The following is an 18,367-nucleotide window of genomic DNA, read 5'->3' as shown; positions in this document are numbered from 1 at the left end:
GAGCGTGGCCCAATACGAATTGGTTTTTTCAGGTCAACTGATAGACGGTTTTGACCTGGCACAGGTCAAACAGAATGTTGCGAATCTATTCAAAGCTTCACCGGCACAGGTGGAGCAGATGTTTTCCGGTCGCTCGGTGGTATTGCGTAACCGTCTGGATGAAGCGACGGCAAACAAATATCTGGCTATCCTGAAGAAAAATGGTGCCCGATGTGAACTGCGTATGATGGGCCAGCCTGCTCCTGCTGAAGCATCGGCTGCCGCAAAGCCTGCGCCGTCTCCACAGCCGCCTTCCCAGGCAGTGCCATCTGCGGAAGCAAGACCACCTGCGAAAGAAGGCGGTAAAGGTGTTCAGACACCACCAGGTGCACTACCTGTGGCAGGAGAAAAAGTGGATACGATTTTACAGGATGTCTCTTGGGATGTGGCGCCGGCGGGGACTCAATTAGCTGAGGAAGCTGATGATCTGCCTACCGTTGAACCGGATACCAGCCATCTTAGTCTGGCACCCGCTGGAAGTGATATGGGACAGAAGAAAGCCCCGGCTCCGCCTCCTGCACCGGACACCAGTCATCTCAAACTTGATAATTGAACAAGAGAGATCAGTTAAACGCCCCCAATATTTCAAAATAGTCTTCATCACAGGGCCCACTGGTATGGGAATAGCGTAAGGCGCGGAATTCCTCTCCCGGCTGGGTCTCACCGTTTTCCGAATGGTGGATAAAAGCGATATCCCCCGGATAAAACCTCATCATCCATTTGCCCTGCTCCACACTTTCCACCTCGGCGATCCCCTTGTTAGGGTGAAAGACGCAATTACTGGCCTGTTGTTCTATTGGAGCGGATTTGGTTTCGATGATCGTTTCGACAGGTTTCGAAGGTATTTCCTCAACCTGTGGTTCGGGAGCAATGACAAGTGGCTCTGGCTGAGCTTTTCCTGTGGGGGCGATTGAGCAGCCCTGCATAACCAGGAGAAGGGACAAGGCGGCAAGATACAGAATCCGTGATTCTGCCATGGGCATTACGTTCATTATCATTGACGGGTTTGAGCGCGAATACATTCGATGATCAGTTGGCATTGGCCTTGGGCATATGATTCTAGTATAGATTGAAGCCCGGCTTCATTATGTTGTTTTATTGCATCCAGGGAGGCTCGCATATACTCCAGGCTGTCATGAATCACCGCCGGACCCTGCCTCAATGCCAGAAAACTGCATCTTTTTGCTGACGGCCACAGATCGTTGATCATATTCACCAGAAATGGATTGTCCGCATAAGCCAAAGAGGCCTGGGTATATTCAATGCCCAGATTATGGAAATTCAGCAGATCCCCTTTTTCAAAACAGGCATTCATCTGGGTATAAAGGGATTCCATGCGTTCCATGTCGTGAGTTTGCCAACCGCGGACCAGCTTGGCTCCCGTGTGCCCGAGAATAAGTAATAGGGTTTCATACAGGCTGGAGACAAACTGCTCGTTGAGTTCCGTGACAAATGTCCCCTTGCGGGTGATGTTAGTAACGAGGTAGCGTTTTTCCAGCAACAATAACGCTTCGCGGATCGACCCATGGCTGACTTCAAGTTCCTTGGCCATGGCGTTTTCGTAAATTCTCTGACCAGACTGTAACTGGCCAAGGACAATCATATTTTCAAGATGCTGGGCGACCTGTTCTGTCAGGGTCTCCTTGGGCTTAAAGCTCATTCGGGCTCCGTATTACTACTATTCAGGGCAGCGATGCTCGGGTTTAACACCTACTTAGTTTTTAAATACCTACTTGGTTTTTAAATACCTACTCGGTTTTTAAATACTTACCTGGTTTTTAAACACCTACTTGGTTTTAAACTCCTGCTCGGTCTCAACTCCTACCAAGTAAAATACATGTGGGGTAATTAGCAAGCTGCGGCACCCCCGGATACTGCATAAGGGCGGTTGTTATTGTTTTTGGGTGTCGGATGAAATACTGGCACAGATGTGAAGGGTTTTGAACTGTTGATTGGGGTGAGTGGCGGGGATGTTCCATTTATTCCTAAAGTCTGCGGTTTTTATGCCGATAACCTGTTTCTGTGATCGATGTTCTGTGACTCATTTCGATCAGACAAAAAAAAGCGGAGCCTGACAGGACCCCGCTAAGCGCAGCAGATAAAGAACGACCTTCGCCGACTACACACGTACGAGAGCAATCGTGGCGTGTCTGGCGAGGGTTTCTCTCGTCCTTTAACTAAGTGTAGCCCGTTCTAAATCTTTTACCATTGCGGCCAAAAATCTTGCCGCTTCTCCTCCAGTAGCCGCTCTGTGGTCGAAAGTAAGGGACAGCGGCAGCCTGCGCCGGATCTGCATTTCGCCGTTTTTGGCGACCACTTCCTCACGAATAACACCTGCGCCAATAATGGCAACCTGCGGCGGTACTACGATAGGGCTGGCATAGCGACCTGCCATGGTACCGAAGTTGGACAATGTAATGGTCGCTCCCTGCATTTCCTGGGGTGGAATCTTGCGGGCCTTGATATCAGCGCGCATCGCATTGAGCCCCTTACGAAGATCATTCAGTTTCCGGGTGTTGACGTCCCTGAGCACCGGAACAAACAGTCCGTCCTCTGAGTCAACGGCGATGCCGATATGCACGGCTTCAAACAGTCGCCTGGAAGGCCCATGGCCATCGAACCAGGCATTGAGCGCCGGTGAGGCCTGGCAGGCGCCTGCGATCGCATGAACCAGACGCATGGTAATGTCGGTATCGCCCGGCCAGTCATGGATATCAGCGTCATCATAAAGAGAAACCGGCACCACCTCCGCATGGGATTTGGCCATATTCCTGGCCATGGTTCTACGGACGCCCCGGAGCGGTTCTGCTTCTCCAAAACTGGATTGCATCTCGGCCGCTTTCTCCACATCCAGAGCGGAAATTACATCCCCTTGAGAAGGTTTAACCAGATTCAGATCCACTCCCAGCCGTTTGGCCAGAGCTCTGACGGCAGGTGTCGCACGTGCCCGGTGGGAGGAGCTCTGTTGGGAGGCGGCGCCGATGATAAAGTGGTCCTCCGTGATGCTGGTGGCCCTTTTTAACTCGCCAACCACCGTGCCGGTATCCTCTCCGGCACCCTGGAATTCCACCAGCGGTTCACCCACGTGAATGACGTCTCCGGCGTCTCCAAATAAGGCGGCAATCGTCCCATTCTGGGGAGAGGGAACCTCGACGATGGCTTTGGCCGTTTCCACGGATACCAGGAGCTGATCGGTTTTTACCTCGTCCCCCTCTTTAACATGCCACGCAACGATCTCGGCTTCTGCCAGTCCTTCGCCCAGGTCCGGTAGTTTGAAGAACTTCATATGGCTTCCTCCATAAGCACCGTGGCCGCTTCGCAGATTCGCTCAACAGTGGGTATATAGTGCATTTCGTTGCGGAAATAAGGCATGACCGTGTCATATCCCGTGACCCGGCTCACCGGCGCTTTCAAATCGAACAGTGCTGATTCTGCCAGGCCGGCGGCTATTTCCGCGCCTACCCCATTGGATCGGGCTGCTTCGTGAATAATGCAGCAACGACCGGTTTTGGCGACAGAGGAGTTGATGGTGACCATATCCAGCGGGGAAATTGAAGCGACATCGATGACTTCTGCACTGATGCCCTGTTCCGCCAGCTGATCGGCTGCCTGCAGTGTTTCCTGAATCATGGCTCCCCAGGATACCAGGGTAATATCAGTACCTTCCCTCAGGGTAAAACAGGTGTCCAGCGGAAGAGACCGGCCGTCATCGGCCACTTCCTGCGAACTTGCCCGGTATATACGCTTGGGCTCCAGGAACACGACCGGATCGTTATTGCGGATCGCTGCCAGCAAGAGTCCGTATGCCCTTTTGGGAGAGCTTGGGATGACCACTCTCAGGCCGGGAATGTGGGCAAACAGGGTTTCAGTACTTTCGCTATGATGTTCGGGGGCGTGGATACCGCCGCCAAACGGCGCTCTGAGTACCATGGGGCAGCTTAACCGGCCGCGGGTTCGGTTCCGCATTCGGCTGGCGTGGCTGACCATTTGTTCCATGGCGGCATAGATAAATCCCATGAACTGGATTTCCGCCACAGGACGGATACCCTGTGCTGCCATGCCGACGGCCATACCTGCAATCAGGGTTTCGGCAAGCGGTGTGTCCATGACGCGTTTCAGGCCAAACTCTTCCCGTAGATCAACGGTCGCACGAAAAACGCCTCCGTTTATCCCGACATCTTCCCCCATGACCACGACATTTTCGTCTTCATGCATGGCCCTGGCCAACGCCATGTTGACGGCTTCGACCATGGTGACCTTGCGGGTAACCACACTGGCATCAGTGGTGGCTGATTTTGCTGCAACATTCATCTTGACCACCTCCTAATGATGAGAACCGGGCTGGTTGTCTGTGTATCCGGCCAGTGATTTGGCTTCGATCCTTTGTTCCACCAGCGTCGCCGGCATGTCGGCAAACAGATGATCAAACATGGATTCCGGTGGCTCGGGCGGCGTGTTGAAGTATTCCTGAACGACCGTCTCAATAATGTCGGCGCTTTTGGCCTGTAAGGCCTTTTCCTTGTCCTCGGACCAGAGATTCTGAGTGACGAGGTATTGCCGAAGACGCTGTACAGGTTCCCTCTCCCAACCGGCCTTCAGTTCCTCTTTGCTGCGATAGCGGGTAGCGTCATCTGCGGTGGTGTGATCTCCCAACCGGTAAGATAAGGCTTCGATCAATGTAGCGCCTTTGCCTGCATGTGCTTTTTCCAGCGCGTTCTGAACCGCGTCAGTGATGGCAAAATAGTCATTACCGTCCACCTGGATGCCGCTAATGCCGGCACCGATGGCTTTCTGGGCAATTGTCTGGCTGGCGCTCTGCACTTTGCGCGGTGTTGAGATCGCCCATTGATTGTTATTGACCACAATCACCATGGGAAGCTGCCAAACCCCAGCGACATTCAGGCTTTCCAGAAAATCACCTTTGGAGGTGGCGCCATCCCCACAGGTCACCACGGCAGCGCGTTTCTCACCACGGATCTTGAATGCGGTGGCGACACCGGCGGCATGGCACATCTGGGTTGCGATGGGAACGCAGTTGGGTAAATCTTCCGGGCATTGTTGATAACAGCTCCCACGCTCGTCGCCACCCCAGTACAACAAGGTTTCGACCAGTCGCACTCCCCGGAGATATTGAGCGGGCAGATCCCGATAGTACGGGATGAGGACGTCATCCTTGCGCATGCTTTGACCGATGGCCACACCAATGGCCTCCTGCCCCAGGATCGAGGGATAGGTGCCCATCTTGCCGGTGCGCTGAAGAGCGACGGCTTTCTGATCAAAGTTGCGGATGAGCACCATGGTCTCATAAGCCTGCAGTAACCTTTTTTGGTCTCGACTCCAGGCAGGCAGGGCTTGTTCCAGTTGTCCCTGTTCATTCATGAAGCGATTGTAGGGAACGAAGAAATCGAAAGTTTTCTGCATCATCATTCGCCTCCTAAGCCGCTTCGGAAAGTTTCTGGTAAAGGCGCTGCTCAGCCAGTTGGTCCGCAATCACACTGGTGGCCAGATCCTTTTGTTCTGATTGTTTGAAGATTTCTGACAGGGTATGGGCAATTCGTTTGGTTTTTTCTTCAATCAGATGTTGCGGCTTGCCAAGGTGATGCAGAGAAGCATATACGAGGCCACCGGCATTGATGACATAGTCCGGCGAATACAGTATCCCTTCATCGTGAAGCCACTGACCATGCTCATGATGTTTCAGCTGATTGTTGGCAGAACCTGCCACAACGGCACATTTGAGAAGAGAAAGGGTTTGGTCATTGATGATGGAGCCCAGTCCGCAGGGAGCGAACACGTCGCATTCCACACTGTAGATTTCGTCAACAGATACCACTGTAGCACCGAAGTCCTGGTGTGCTCGTTTGATTGCTTCCTGGTTGATATCGCTGACGATCAGGCTGGCCCCGGCCTCATGCAGCAGATGGCACAACTGGTAGCCGACATTTCCGATGCCCTGAACTGCCACGCGTATACCGTTTAACCGATCCTGTCCGAGTTTATGCCGGACAGCAGCTTTCAGACCTTCAAATACGCCACGGGCGGTATAATTCGAAGGATTGTCTTCTGAGCTGGTGCTGGTGACATGGCGGGTTTCTTTACTGATCCAGTCCATTTCCTTCGCAGTGGTACCGGAATCGATAGCGGTGATGTAGCGGCCACCGAGGTCGTCGACAAAACGTCCGAAGCTGCGAAAGATCGCTTCTGCATCAAACTGCCCTTTGGGTTTCATGATGACGGATTTGCCACCCCCTTGAGGGACTCCTGCAAGCACGGCTTTGTAGCTCATGCCCCTGGCCAGACGCAGTGCATCCAGTAAGGCATCGTCCGGAGAGGTGTAGGAGATAAACCGGCATCCACCCAAAGCGGGTCCGAAGCGGGTGTTGTGAATCGCGATAAATGACTTGAGGCCAGTGGCTGCATCGTCTCTGACATGCAACTCATTGACCCGATAATGATCGAGCAGGTCAAACATGACTGCACTCCTCTGTTGAAACTCACATTCAGGAGAGGGACAAGTGGCTTGTGGCCGATGACCTCAACCTTTACTGTGAAAGGTGATAACCTCGCGTTCGATTTAGAGGAAACGCGCTTTTTATTGTACGCCCCGATGTGGTCAGCCGATTGGTTGTACAGCGGGGTAAGCTTGCATGGACTGGCCGTAGCAGCATTGGATGTGGGTTGCACGGGGAGCCGCCAGGTCAGTGTTGCGATAGGCCGTGGGCATAATGCAACGACTGCACACTTATTGATCAGTATAGAACGAAATCGGCTGCCAAGGAGAAACCTCTAATTAAGAAACCGTCACTTTGGGGATCAAAAGGAGGGCATCATGTCCGGATTGTCTGGCCTGGAGAGCTGGCTGCAAAATAATGAAAAAGGTTGTCTCAGGGAGCGTGAATCTGTTGGCGGCGGTTGTATCAACGACACGGGCGTGGTGCGCACAGATAAGGGAGAGAGCTTCTTTTTAAAGCACAATCGTAACGCCCATGAAAGCATGTTTGAGTGTGAGGCAAAGTCCCTCAAAATAATGGCTGACACCGACGCTATTCGAATTCCCCGTGCGTATTATTACGATGATCATTGTTTGCTGCTGGAGTACCTGGAGCCTGGCAAACGAAAAGACAATTACTGGGAGCTGTTCGGTCAGCAGCTGGCCGCAATGCATCGCCACACGGCTCCTGAATTCGGATTGGATTTTGCGACTTTCTGCGGAACCACGCTGCAACCCAATTCGTGGATTCGGGATGGTTACCACTTCTTCGCCGCGCAACGATTGATGATGCAGGGAAAACTGGCCCATGAGCAGGGGTATCTGAAGCGAGGGGACATGGAGCAGCTGGAACGAATATGTCATCGCCTTCCGAGCCTGGTTCCCGAACAACCCGCATCGTTAGTGCATGGGGATTTGTGGTCTGGAAATGCTCATACGGGGCCGGAGGGTGAACCGGTATTGATCGATCCGGCACTGTACTTCGGCTGGCGCGAAGCTGAACTGGGAATGACAGCTCTGTTTGGTGGGTTCCCGGAAGCCTTCTACCAAGCCTATGATGAAGCCTGGCCGCTGGAGACCGGCTGGCGGGAGCGTCTGCCCCTGTATAACCTTTATCATTTGTTGAACCACCTGAACCTTTTTGGAGGTGGATATCTTTCCCAGGTTTGCGGTGTGCTCAGACGCTTTTGAAATGCAGATCGTCCTGTAACCCCTAATCCTATATCTGTGAATAGGCATCAGGGAGTCGCTTGTACTTCCTCCACTGCCTCGGGTGGCAAATGTTCCCCTGTGCGTTTGGATTCGCACATATCGAAATCAATTACCCGATTCCTGCCATTCTCTTTGGCTGTGTATAGGGCAAAGTCAGCCGCCACAAACAAGTCGTTGGCACTAATGAAGTTATCACGGCTGAGCGTGGCATGGCCCAGGCTGACGGTCAGATTCAAAGTACCCTTTGTGCCTTTTTCCACGCGGCGGCGAATCCTTTCTGCCAGGACGGAAACATCATGATGGTTGGTCTGCGGCAATATCAGAACGAATTCCTCTCCACCATAGCGGCACGGAATATTGGGCTTACGCACCGTGGCATTGAGAATACCTGCCACTGTCTTCAGCGCGCTGTCTCCCTGGGCGTGGCCGAAGGTGTCGTTGAAGTGTTTAAAGTTATCTATATCAATGACCACCATGGATAGGGGTTGCTCATGCTGTCTGGCACGGTCAAATTCTATATTGATCTGATCGTCAAAATAGCGCCGGTTGTAGAGCTGGGTAAGGGCATCCTTGTAGGTTTTGCGCTTGAATTCATTCAGCCGGCTGGCGACTGCGAGACTGAGCAGCACCATCTCGATCAGTGAACCGATCTGGAACGCATTCTGGGTGAAGGCATTGTGCGGAAGAATACCGAAGGTTTTCAGCATATAGATCACCACCCCAATCAGTAACGAGGAGAAGGCGACCATGTAGTAACGGGAGGCGCCAGACCCTTTCATCAGGGCAATAACCGCCATGGCGAATATATGGACGGCAATCACCAAGGTGAGGACGGCCAGGGGAATGATCATTGTGTGGTAGGACACCAACGGAGACAACGCCATGCAAACCATGCAGAGAATCTGCAGATAGTAAGAAATACGATCCAGCCTCGGAGAGGCGACCCGCGAGATTAGTATCGATCGGGTAAACTGCAACCCTCCCGTCAGTGACAGCGCGAGAAGAATGAGCAGGCTGTGGTTGGCCATCCAGGTATTGTCCGGCCACAGATATTGGAAACTTAGGCCGTTGTGTACGGACATGTACAACCCATAGCTCACCACATAAAGCAGGTAGTGGGCAAAGGTCCGCTCCCGCACCGTGATAAACATGATCAGGTTGTAAATTGTCAGCACGATGAATCCACCGTAGTAGATACCCAGCGCCAGGTATTCCTCGCTGATCAGATTCATGAGGTCCAGCGGAGAATGGACGAATAGCCCGATATTCATCGCTCCCTGGGTTTTGTAGCGGAAATAGAAGGTCTGGATTTTGTTGGGTGGAACTCTGACAGGAAAGAGAAAAACTCGATGGTTGACGGGGCGAGTATCAAAGTTGGTTCTATCTCCCGTGGCGATTTTGGTCCAGTTACCGTTCTTATCCTGTGACCAGAAATCGAGATAATCGATCAGTGGATAATCCTGCCTCAATACAACATCTACAGCGTCCGGGTAAGGATTGATTAAGCTCATCCGTGCCCACCAGGTTGATGTTGTAAATCCGAAATTGGGTGATTCGTCTCCGATCGGGAGAAACCGATCTTTATTGGCAGGGTCGCGGACTTCGGCAAAGGTCAGTTCGCCGGTTTTATCTTCCAGGAGATCGAGGTGGGGACCCAATGCCAGGCTGGTAAGTTCCGAAGTTAACAATACCGGTCGGGCCACTTCATGCGATGGCTTCTGGGGATCGGCCGCTCCGGCACTCAGGCAGCCCAGGAACAATAAGATCAGAAACAGCCCTTTTAGAAAAGGCTGTCGTGCACCGAGTTTGGGGGGGCTGCAGCGAGACTTGAAAATCACAACATCGATCATGTTATGGCCGGGCTAATTAATCGGTTTGAGGCATGGAAGTGGCTGGCTGGCATAGGATTTCCTGCTCCACCGAGTTCGCTCAGCTATTTCAAGGTAATTCCTTGTAGACCTTTTGGACTAAGTTTAGACAGTCTCTTTTTGTATGTCAGCCACAAATTCATTTTTACAATAATCTATCTGGTCATTATTTTCCGACAAATTGTCAAATAAGGCGGCGATTGTGCCAGTATCTGATGTTGTCATAGCCGTAAGTATGTCCAGACCGAGCCGACGATAACTGTCAAATTGCATTTCGTCAAAGAACTGATCCACAGTTGATTGATCTGGAAAACTGGGATTGGCGCGCCAGTAGGAATATACATCCGCACTTGGATAGTTACTGATCACCGCTTTGACATACAAGAGCTGTCCTTTGGTCCCATCATGGTACGTGATGCTTCCCAGAGCATAGGGTTTCTTGTGTCGACCCTGGTTGTCGACGTCCGTGATAGGACGAATATCCAGCTCAACTTCTGCGCCAAAGTCGGCCTGTACTCGCTGGATGGTTCTGCCAAGATCGCTTAGGGTCGTGTTGGGGTCCGCACTGGCATCGGAAATGATGATATACCGGCACTGCCGTCTGATCAGTTCATACAGCCCCATGTTGTCAAAGTGACCGCCATCGGAAAGATGAATATCCGCCTCGGTTTCTGACAAACCTACCCCCAGCATTTCCCGGAACATAAAGCGATACCATTCCGGCAGCCAGCGATGTTGATGAAGTGATTTGGGGTTGCGGGTCCAGAATCCCAGTCTGGCATTGATCAGCACCATCAATACACTGAGCGCCCGGGAACTGGTGACATAGGTGTTGGGGTCAATGGCGGCGCCGGAAATGGCGAAGGCATTGGACAGGGTCATCCGACCTTCAAGATAGTTGCTGGTATGCCGGTAGCCGGTTGCGGTAGATCCGCAATACAGGGGGCTGAGGAACAGGGATGCGCCATTGCGGCTGCGCAGCTTTTCATGTTTTGAACTGGTGGTGTTCAGTGTTGTATTCACAATGTGCAGAGGACCGCCGTTTTCCGGCTTGATGTCGGTCAGCAGAAACTGTGAGGGTGGCGGAAATGACGGTTCGCCGTCAATGACCGGCATATAGGCGTCCGTGAGTCTTCCGCGATAGTAACTGTGCAGAGACAATCCATTGATATTACAGATCAGTGCCAGCACCAGTGACAGGGCCAGCCAGGTAAAATAACCGGGACTTTCCACAAAAGCGGAATGGTCACATAGGTGGTAGAGGGCGGTGAGCAATCCGTAACAGAACAGCGATAAACCGGTGATTGCCAGTGCATTGCCCATATGGGATCCCGCTCGCTGTCGCGCCATCTTCACGGAAATAAGGCCGCTGACCAATGGTATGATGTAAGAGCTGTGCCGCGTCAGTACACCCAACCCCTGGTGGTCAAAATAGTGCAACACCATTTCTTCCACTCCGGCAAATACGGGCAGTAGACCCAGGGCCGTGGCAATGACGCCAACGGCTAGTAATCGTCCCATCAGAATGCGCACCGAGTTTTCCGATACCATTCTGCGCATAAGTGAAGTGGTGGTCAGTGCGAATACGAAAATGCTGAGTATAAATAATCCCAGACTGAGCAGGCCTGTGACCAATATCATCATGAAACCATCATGACCACCGATGGCCCGCGCTCCGGGCAAGTGGAGCCACAACGGCCATGAAATGATATGCCAGTCATTACTTGCGGCGGCCAGCAATCCAACCAGGATGGGCAGCAGGACAAACAGATTCAGCAGGGTTCCTGCCAGTATGGCGGCGCCCAGGGTCCAGCCGGAAAACCCCCGGCCGTTGATCAGATAGCTGCCATGTGCCCTGAGCCAATCCAGAACCGTACCATGGCCGTTTTTAAGCAGGGTGGATCCCATATCCTGGTGTTTATCCACAGGAATCTGGGAGCGTAACCAGGTAAAGCACGAGGATATATAGCCGCCTCCGGAAACAGAGGACAGATAGTCTACCTGAGTGAGCAGTCCGCGCCGGGAAAGGGCTTGCAGAATGCCCAGGTTAAAGGTGGCAGAACGGATTCCGCCACCGGAACATCCCAGCCCAACCAGGGGGGCTTCAGAATCACTGATACCCGCTGCATGTCGCCTTTTCTTAATCCAATTCGATTCCTGTTTCTGAACGTCCTCGAAATTGGTGGTGTACAGCGGTTCTTCCTGTTCTGAAGCCTGATCCTGGCTGTCTTTGCTCATAGTGATGCCCCCATTAATTGGCATTCCGGAGGTTTGTAACCGGCTGGTGTAGCAGGTTCGTCCTTATGAATCTTCAGGTATTCCAATATAGCCATACGTTCGTCATGCGTCAGCAACGGGCCAATGACGCCGGTCGGTAACGGATGGTCCTTGGGGGCTTTCAGATGCTGAGCCCACAGATCCGGATCTGCGGCAAAGGCATGACCGGTATTGCGATTACCGTCAATGCTGGTGTCCATCCAGAAACCTTCTTTGCTCACACCTTCACTGTCTTTAGTGATGAGCTGGTATCCCAGGTTAGCCGGATCATAGTCACGTTGTCCCAGCAGGAACATGTCGCTGCGGGTCTCGGGGGGAGAAAGCAACTGATAGATGGAGGGAACTGATCCGTTATGCAAGAACGGCGGAGTTGCCCAGACGCCTTCGAGTGGTCGGGGTTTGTATCCCAGAATCTGTTGTGGAAGATCCAGCGTGCCAAAGCCTTCCAGACACTGCTGCTCCTCAAAAGCCACGTTGTTGTCCTGGTAAAACTTGTTCTTGATCATGATGCCGACCACATTGAGGGCTTCGCCTTCCGTCAGCGTACTAATGTCCAGGGTCTCCATCTGGATTTCAGCGTTTTCCTGGCCATGTTTCATATTCCAGAGCAACGCGACGGTTTGACATGACAGGTTGCAGTTATAGGGCTCAGGAGGCGTGGTTCTCGCATCCGGGATAGCCGGTAACGGTGAAACCAATCGGGAGATTTCTTCCTCAATGGAGGCAAACAGCGCCTGCGGAAGTACCACCTCAGGTGACTCTGCGGGGTATTGATCCAGCAATTCGGGCAATGAGCCGTTATCCAGGCCTTGTGTCTGACGAGTGTCAATCAGGTCAGACAGCCGGAAGCGTACCTCCCGAATCAACTGCCGGTAGAGCAGAGGGCGAAGGGCGCTTTGCATGTCTTTGTCGGTCACGCCGGTCGCTGACAGATCGTAGCGACGTTCCAGGAATCCTTTGGCGGTGGAATCATCGGTGCCAATATGCGACACCGGAATGACTTCTATTTGCCATTCCAGTCCGGGGAACGGTTTCAGTGGTGCCAGGGATTTCTGGCGTGCGGCATTGGCAGGATGAGGGCCGTGGCAACCCTGACAGTGCTGAGCGAACAACTGACCTCCCTGGGAGGCCAGGGATTGATTGATTTTCCCGAACAGATCCTCCGGCCATTTGGGAGGCTGCAGTGTCTGCAGGGTATGTTCGATCCGCTGCAGATCGGCAATACGCACCGAGCTACGGAATCGCTCTTCCGCAGGCAGCGGGCCGCCGGTGTCGTTGATTAATGGGATTCGTGCTCCGACTCCCAATGCCTCACCGATGTTTCGGGCCAGAGGCTGGGCGACTGAGCCATTGTATTGAACCCAGTCAAATTTCCAGATATTCCATACGTAAGGGTAACTGACAGGAGCAGCACCAACCTGATAATTGCCGGCAATCAGATGGTCTCCGAAAACCGTGTTACCTATACGCCCCAGAGCATCAGTACGCCCATAACCTTCCACCACCGGATACAGGTGTTTCAGCGGATTGTTTTGGGGGCTGCTGACAAAGTGTTTGATAGAGGCCCACAGTTTGCTGCGCAGTGCGGACTTACCCTCTGGATAGCGTTCATCGAGAACGCCTTTGGCAAACTCGTCGAACTTGAAGGGGTTGATCGCAGTGTAAATAAGAGACGCCACCAGCATCGGAGCAAAGGATCCCCGAGTGGTGTCACTGATCGCATGCATGGCCTGCCCACCGTCTACCCTGATGGCGTAGGTTTTGCCGTCTTTGGTATATCTGAGCTGCCCGTTGTGGCAGGCGGCACAGGTGACATCGAGAACGTTGTCGCCGGTGTTGGGATCAAAGTGTTTGGTAAACCCCACGGGTAGCTGATCAGGGTTTTCATCAGAAGGAGCGGGGTCGACCAGGAAACGATAGCGGCGCATATGATCCGGATCGGCAAAACGCTGATCGGAGAATGGCAGCCTGAGATTTAAAAACCAATCGTATCGTACGGCGCTTTCTGAGGCCCCCTGAGGCATTGATGTGCCTTGGGGTGTGTAGTAATAGGTCTGGCGAGCCTCTGAATCCCGGGTTTCACCCCATCCCTGGTCCAGGTACACCAGTTCGTCGAAGTTTTCCTGGGGAGGAATGCTGGAAAGCGGCCATAAAACATACCAGGCGAAGGTAATGCTGGCAGCCAGCAGTAGCACCAGAGCCAAAATAACCAGCCATTTCAGTCCCTTTACAAACCATGACCAGAAGTGGCCTCCGATTCCGCGGGAATTCATAGTGAACCTCAGTTGATAATCGTCTGAATTTGTGGCCCAGGTGGGCAATGATCGATTCCTGAGAATCGGGCACTGCCACCTGAATTTTTTATAACTTTTGGGTTTTAAATACTTTTCAGGTACTCAATCAACGCGTAGCGCTGGGCATCAGTCAGGTCAGTACCGTAAATATGTCCATGGTTGTCATTTCCTGCCAGGGATGTATCGAAGAGACTGGTATTGTCTCCGGCCGTGGTTTGATAGCCGAGTTTGTTAATGTCCAACTCCCTGTTGCCGACGTGGAAATCCTTGGGTCTTTGCTCTGGAGGTAGCAGAAGGTCATAGACCGTGGGTACTGAGCCGTTATGCAGGTAGGGAGCTGTCGCCCAGATACCACTTAGTGGACGGGCTTTGTAATAATCCGGTTTGGTATTGACCGAAGCGCTGAGAACCTTGTGGTAGCCTTTGACTGAATCCACTGTTGCTTCCAGAGGATGACGCAGGGCGGCTCCGATAGCAGCGTTTACCACCAGGTCAATGGTGTTGGCTGTGGCACCGAAAGTGTTGCCTATATAGACCAACTGCTTGCGCCCCTCGAATGCGCCGGTTTTGGAGGTGGCATTCAGAAAGTTCTCGACCATGGTGGAATCGGTACCAACTTCTGTCACCGGCACCAGAGTCGACTTGAGTTCTTGCTCGTTGAGGCTGCGCTGGCTGATTTTATGACAGGCGGCACAGTTCTCTTTGTACAATTGTTCGCCCTGGGCGACCTTCTGCGAATCGAGCTTGCCAAGTACTTCGACTGGCCATGCGGGAGCTTTCAGTTTGTAAAAATTCTCCTGCAGAGTTCCCAAAGCTTCGAAATCCACAGAGCTGGGATAGCCGGTGAGTCCGGAATGGTTCTGCACATCTGCAGTGCCAAAAACTGCCAGTGCAGTTGTCACGTTCTGTATAAGTGGCCCCGGACCGGCATTCGGCGCGGAACCATTCCACTGCACCAGATCGAGGTGAGGGGCATTCCATAAGAACGGATAGCTGACGGGAGCGTCTGCCGGACGCGCATTTTCCGGGATGTTGAGCATGCCGGCGGCGACGGCGTTAAATATCTGACCGAAGGCATCGAGTCTGCCGTGCCCGTAGGCCGTATCGGAATGATTCATCTTTTGCCGCTGCTGCAACTGGACCAGCCTTGCATTAATGCTTTGCTGCATTTTGTCCTGGGCTTTGCCATCTGATGGGCCGCCCATCACTTTGGCGGTAAAGGCTTTCAGCTTCTGGGGATCTTTCTGGACGGCCTCCAGCGCTTTAATAACACTGTCTTCGAATGTGGGGAAATCAATCAGTGCGGCGCCACCGTCCACAATGACCTGCTGATTATTGTAGGTAAAGCTTCCTGTGTGGCAGGCGGTGCACGTCAGTCCCACCCAGGTGGTGCCCTGGTCATCCACGGCTTTGCTCAACCCCACGGGTAGTGCGTCGGGGTTCTGACTGGTTGAATTGGCTGGAATGAATCCGAGTTTACCGAGGAAGGCATCATCCCGAATCAGGGTATTGCTACCAGCTTGTTCAAGGTGGAGGAACCAATCATAAGGCAGCATCCGGGAGCCGAAACCGAGATGATGCATGGTATCCCGGGTCTGTTGATCCCAGCCTTGTTCGAGAGTGGTTAAGGGAGTGTCCGGCGGAGAGGCTGTCGAGCCTTGTGTGTCTTCACATCCGGAACTGGTTCCAATCAATAAGCCGCCAATGGCAACCGTTACGCACCTCTTAAATACTGCCAGCATTCGTATGATCCATCGATACAGAATAGGTTAATAAAAGTTAAGGAAGAAAACCGATGGAGTAACTATAGTAGAGATCTGATTTTTTTCAGTTTTTAAAGTGATAAAAGGTTTTGTTGAGGTGATTTCTCGGTAGCCGGGCTTGCCGGCTACCAAGGAGAGGTAAAAATGGACCTGAAAAAGCGGCTTGAAGTGGCCCTGAAAAAGTGGGTCGGAAGAAAGAGGTTCTAAAAATAGTGCGTCTGGAACTTTGGCCGGGGTCCCTTAGACGGCCAGGATAATTTTTCCGCGCGTATGGCCTTTTTCCAACAGCGCATGTGCCTGGGCGGCTTCTTCCAGAGGGAAGCGTTTCTGGATATTGATTTGCAGTTGTTTGTCTGCAATATATTCCAGAAGTGTCTGCAGCTGCTTGGCATCCGGGTGGACAGTATACCCACGCGCATGTTTGCCTCTTTCCTTGGCCGCCTGCATGATCTGTTCTGCTGTGATGGTCGGTAGTGTCACCAGAGTGCCCCCGGTTGCCAGAAAGTCCAGTGCCTGGATTCCGGTCTCTCCCCCGACGGCATCGAAGACGAAATCCATGTCTTTCAGCTTTTCCAGCGATTTTTCATCGTGATAATCCACAGGTTTGATGCCCATTTCCTCAAGGAAATCATGGTGGGAGACAGAGGCTGTTCCCCAAACCTGGGCACCACTGTGGCGGGCCAACTGTGCGGCGATATGTCCGACACCTCCGGCCGCGGCCAATATGGCAACGCGTTGCCCGGAACACAGGTTGCCGGTTTCATACAGCCCCTGCCATGCCGTCAGTCCGGCAAGAGGTAATGCGGCAGCATCGGTATCGCTGACTGAATCGGGAATTGCCGCCAGCATTTCAGGCATCGCCACCACATACTCGCTGTATCCGCCTGCCGGTAATGGAAAATTCACCATACCGCACACCCGTTGTCCTTCTTCCCATCCAGTGACGGCAGCGCCTTTTGCGTATACGACTCCCGCAACGTCATAGCCTGGAACCCAGGGCAATCTGGATTTTGCTTTTTCGGCAACAAAGCCAAGCCCGCGACGTGTTTTGTAATCGATGGGATTGATACCCATTGCATTCACTTTGATAACGACCTGGTGAGCCTGGGGTTCGGGAATTTCCACCTCAACGCACTGTAGTACGTCCGGGGCTCCGAATTCAGCTATCTGGATTTGTTTCATGAACTTGCCTTCGGTGTTATCTGATTTTTTGCCTTTAGCGCCGATGGTAAAGTTGCCCTATCAAGCGTCAATTTGGCAGTTAATTATGTGAAAGGGGCGAAGTATAACCTTTTCGGATTATCCTCTCCATGGCGAGCTCATGTCACGTCTAACCGGCGCAATAGAAAGGTTTGCACAAACGCGCGTCCTGCCTGACAATGCGGGATGTTGAGAAAGTTTCAACCGAATGACCCAGTATAAAGAACATTTGTCATGCTGAATGCAATAAAGAGTTTTATCCCTGGAAGGCTGGGCCTTTTGTTGTCTGCTACGCTGATGTTTGCAAGCCTCTCCGAAGGGGCTGAATTTGCCTGGCAGAAAGGTCAGCCAATGATCGGTGAGGAAAAGGTCCTTGTGGCCAAGCGCGAATATACCTTTGTCGATCTGGGGGAAGAATATAATTTTGGTTTCAATGAACTGATTCAGGCAAACCCTTCGGTTGATGCCTGGTTACCCACTGCCGGAGATCGGATCGTCCTGCCGGGGAAGTTTTTGCTGCCGGATACTCCACAGGAAGGCATTGTGGTGAACCTTCCCGAATATCGTCTGTATTACTACCTTCCGGGCAAAAAGAAAGTCATTACCTACCCGATTGGTATCGGCACCCTGGATTTTCCCACACCGGAAATGGACACCCGGGTAAAAATGGGACTCGAAAAGCCTACCTGGTATCCCCCCGAGTCTGTACGTCAGCAGAAACTTCGTGAGGACGGTGAGGTGTTACCGGCATCAATACCCGCCGGGCCTGATAATCCTCTGGGGCCGTTTGCTCTTCTGCTGGATTCCAATGGCTACCTGATACACGGTACCAATAAGGGAGTGGGCATTGGTATGCGGGTGAGTCACGGCTGTATTCGACTGTATAACTGGGATATTGAGGAGCTGGTAGGCATCACTGCCAAGAATACACCGGTGCGAATTATCAAACAGCCGGTGAAACTGGCCGTCAACGGCAGTCGTCTATGGGCGGAAGTTCATGCGGATTCGGACGACACCATGGTACAGCGCAAGCGATACTTTATTAATGCTCTGACCCGCCTGAATATACCTGCCTCACGCTATGATCTGGATGGAGATGCAATAGAGAAGATGCTGGAAGAAAACAGCGGTATCCCTTCAATCGTCGGAATTATGATGGAAACATCGCCATCCCTGGCTGTTGTGCAATGATCAAGGGCGCGGAAATCGCGCCGATCACACAAA

The 18,367-nt window shown here is 52.5% G+C and carries 14 protein-coding genes; 3 read left to right on the top strand and 11 right to left on the bottom strand.

Going from position 1 to position 18,367, the window contains the following annotated elements; all coding sequences use genetic code 11:
• Nucleotides 1–4: 4 nt before the first annotated feature.
• Complete coding sequence (locus BTA51_RS06340) at nt 5–592, top strand: hypothetical protein (protein WP_094706560.1); 588 nt, start codon at nt 5–7, stop codon at nt 590–592.
• 10 nt (nt 593–602) lie between these two features.
• On the opposite strand, the gene BTA51_RS06335 is transcribed toward BTA51_RS06340, so the two are convergent.
• From BTA51_RS06335 to BTA51_RS06310, 6 genes are all read right to left on the bottom strand, one after another.
• Nucleotides 603–1,016 carry a hypothetical protein gene (locus BTA51_RS06335; RefSeq protein ID WP_141215554.1) on the bottom strand — a complete coding sequence of 138 codons (414 nt, stop codon included), beginning with the start codon at nt 1,014–1,016 and terminating at the stop codon, nt 603–605.
• 17 nt (nt 1,017–1,033) lie between these two features.
• On the bottom strand, nt 1,034–1,699 hold the full coding sequence (locus BTA51_RS06330) for a GntR family transcriptional regulator (protein WP_094706558.1): 666 nt from the start codon (nt 1,697–1,699) through the stop codon (nt 1,034–1,036).
• A 513-nt stretch (nt 1,700–2,212) separates the two neighbouring features.
• Nucleotides 2,213–3,325 carry a dihydrolipoamide acetyltransferase family protein gene (locus BTA51_RS06325; protein WP_094706557.1) on the bottom strand — a complete coding sequence of 371 codons (1,113 nt, stop codon included), beginning with the start codon at nt 3,323–3,325 and terminating at the stop codon, nt 2,213–2,215.
• Nucleotides 3,322–4,350: an alpha-ketoacid dehydrogenase subunit beta gene (locus BTA51_RS06320; protein ID WP_094706556.1), complete on the bottom strand. Its 1,029-nt coding sequence runs from the start codon at nt 4,348–4,350 to the stop codon at nt 3,322–3,324. The genes BTA51_RS06325 and BTA51_RS06320 overlap by 4 nt, the downstream gene beginning before the upstream one ends.
• Nucleotides 4,351–4,362: 12 nt before the next feature.
• The gene (gene pdhA / locus BTA51_RS06315; protein ID WP_246840944.1) at nt 4,363–5,466 is read right to left on the bottom strand and encodes a pyruvate dehydrogenase (acetyl-transferring) E1 component subunit alpha; all 1,104 of its coding nucleotides are present in this window, start codon (nt 5,464–5,466) and stop codon (nt 4,363–4,365) included.
• A 7-nt stretch (nt 5,467–5,473) separates the two neighbouring features.
• Nucleotides 5,474–6,511: an amino acid dehydrogenase gene (locus BTA51_RS06310; protein WP_094706554.1), complete on the bottom strand. Its 1,038-nt coding sequence runs from the start codon at nt 6,509–6,511 to the stop codon at nt 5,474–5,476.
• Nucleotides 6,512–6,868: 357 nt separating this feature from the next.
• On the opposite strand from BTA51_RS06310, the gene BTA51_RS06300 reads away from it, so the two are divergent.
• Entirely contained in the window at nt 6,869–7,720 is an 852-nt protein-coding gene (locus tag BTA51_RS06300) for a fructosamine kinase family protein (protein ID WP_094706552.1), read from the top strand.
• A gap of 47 nt (nt 7,721–7,767) precedes the next feature.
• Here BTA51_RS06300 and BTA51_RS06295 read toward each other — a convergent pair whose 3' ends face one another.
• The 5 genes from BTA51_RS06295 to BTA51_RS06275 all read right to left on the bottom strand — a co-directional run bounded on the left by BTA51_RS06295 (nt 7,768) and on the right by BTA51_RS06275 (nt 17,125).
• Nucleotides 7,768–9,591, bottom strand: a complete 1,824-nt coding sequence (locus BTA51_RS06295) for a diguanylate cyclase (protein WP_094706551.1) — start codon at nt 9,589–9,591, stop codon at nt 7,768–7,770.
• A 123-nt stretch (nt 9,592–9,714) separates the two neighbouring features.
• Nucleotides 9,715–11,847, bottom strand: a complete 2,133-nt coding sequence (locus BTA51_RS06290; protein ID WP_094706550.1) for a hypothetical protein — start codon at nt 11,845–11,847, stop codon at nt 9,715–9,717.
• Entirely contained in the window at nt 11,844–14,159 is a 2,316-nt protein-coding gene (locus tag BTA51_RS06285) for a di-heme-cytochrome C peroxidase (RefSeq protein WP_246840943.1), read from the bottom strand. Before BTA51_RS06285 ends, BTA51_RS06290 begins: the two co-directional genes overlap by 4 nt.
• A gap of 104 nt (nt 14,160–14,263) precedes the next feature.
• Nucleotides 14,264–15,922, bottom strand: coding sequence for a cytochrome c (locus tag BTA51_RS06280; protein WP_246840942.1), 1,659 nt, complete (start codon nt 15,920–15,922; stop codon nt 14,264–14,266).
• 261 nt (nt 15,923–16,183) lie between these two features.
• A complete protein-coding gene (locus tag BTA51_RS06275) occupies nt 16,184–17,125 on the bottom strand; it encodes an NADP-dependent oxidoreductase (protein WP_094706549.1) in 942 nt (313 codons plus the stop codon).
• Nucleotides 17,126–17,377: 252 nt separating this feature from the next.
• Here BTA51_RS06275 and BTA51_RS06270 point away from each other — a divergent pair, with 252 nt between their 5' ends.
• Nucleotides 17,378–18,334: a L,D-transpeptidase family protein gene (locus BTA51_RS06270; protein WP_094706548.1), complete on the top strand. Its 957-nt coding sequence runs from the start codon at nt 17,378–17,380 to the stop codon at nt 18,332–18,334.
• The last annotated feature ends 33 nt before the right edge of the window (nt 18,335–18,367 follow it).

This window comes from Hahella sp. CCB-MM4, from assembly GCF_002260525.1.
In the GTDB taxonomy this organism is placed as follows: domain Bacteria; phylum Pseudomonadota; class Gammaproteobacteria; order Pseudomonadales; family Oleiphilaceae; genus Hahella.
Note: the sequence above shows the minus strand (reverse complement) of the source record. Positions and strands in the feature narration are given on the sequence as shown.